Origin of the sequence: Bradyrhizobium cenepequi, from assembly GCF_020329485.1 — a bacterium.
GTDB lineage: Bacteria > Pseudomonadota > Alphaproteobacteria > Rhizobiales > Xanthobacteraceae > Bradyrhizobium > Bradyrhizobium cenepequi.
Map to the genome: position 1 here is coordinate 1 of NZ_JAGKJI010000152.1, position 1,172 is coordinate 1,172.

A 1,172-nucleotide genomic window follows, 5' to 3' on the forward strand; every position below is an offset into this window, starting at 1 on the left:
ATACCAACGGCCTTGAGGATTGACTCAGATTTGGGATTCCCAAATCAGTGAGTTTCTGACTCGATGGTTGCTTCTTAGGGAGGAGCGACATCGATGGGGGCGGCGGTAGGGATCACCCGGGTTGATTTGACGGCTTCTGAGCTTCGCAAGGCGGCGCAAAGGGAGAAAGACAGCAGCGCGGCGCGGCGGATGTTGGCGCTTGCGCTTGTTCTGGCCGGCACGGATCGCAGAACGGCGGCAGAGAGTTGCGGAATGGATCGCCAGACCCTGCGGGACTGGGTGCACCGTTACAATGCGGAAGGCTTGGCTGGGCTTCGATCGCGCAAGCCGCCTGGTCCATCTGCGAAACTCACAGCGCAGCAGGAGGCCGAACTGGCCGCGCTTGTCGAAGCCGGCCCTGATCCTGCGCAGCATGGGGTCGTGCGCTGGCGGCGGATTGATTTGCGCAACGAGATCGGGCGACGGTTCGGCGTCACATTGCACGAGCGTTCGGTCGGCAAGGTCCTCGCCAAGCTCGGTTATCGTCGCCTCTCGGTGCGCCCGCGTCATCCGCAAGCCGACGAAGAGGCTCAGGAGGCATTCAAAAAAACTTTGCCGCGACCGTTGCGGCAGCGCTGCCCGGCCACGCCCGCGGCAAGCCGATCGAAATCTGGTTCCAGGACGAGGCGCGGATCGGCCAACAGGGCACGCTGACCCGCGTCTGGGCCCGACGCGGCTCGCGGCCACGCGCGCCCCGCGATCGGCGCTACGACTGGGCCTATCTCTTCGGCGCCGCCTGTCCTCAGCGCCGCGTCGCTGCCGGCCTGGTCATGCCGACCGCCAATGCCGAGACCATGTCGCTGCATCTGGACGCGATCAGCCGCAAGGTCGCCTCCGGCGCACATGCCATCCTCGTCTTCGACGGCGCCGGCTATCACGGTGCCGGTGCCCTCTCCGTTCCAGACAACATCACCCTGCTACGCTTGCCGCCCTATGCGCCCGAGCTCAACCCGATCGAAAACGTCTGGGCCTACCTGCGTGCAAACAAACTCGCCATCACCGTGTTCGATGACTATGACGACATCGTCAACAAAACCTGCGACGCTTGGAACTTCTTTGCAACAGATCCACCGCGGATCGCTGCCATCACCACACGCCATTGGGCAACGGTCAGCCCTTAAGGCCGTTGGTAT

The 1,172-nt window shown here is 63.7% G+C and carries 1 protein-coding gene; it reads left to right on the forward strand.

What is annotated here, in order from left to right:
• Positions 1 to 93 precede the first annotated feature (93 nt).
• Positions 94 to 1,160 (forward strand): IS630 family transposase gene (locus tag J6497_RS40610; RefSeq protein ID WP_225709740.1). Its coding sequence is split into 2 segments (ribosomal slippage): positions 94 to 580 and positions 580 to 1,160, totalling 1,068 coding nucleotides; the frame shifts between segments, so codons are not numbered across the junction.
• Positions 1,161 to 1,172 lie beyond the last annotated feature (12 nt).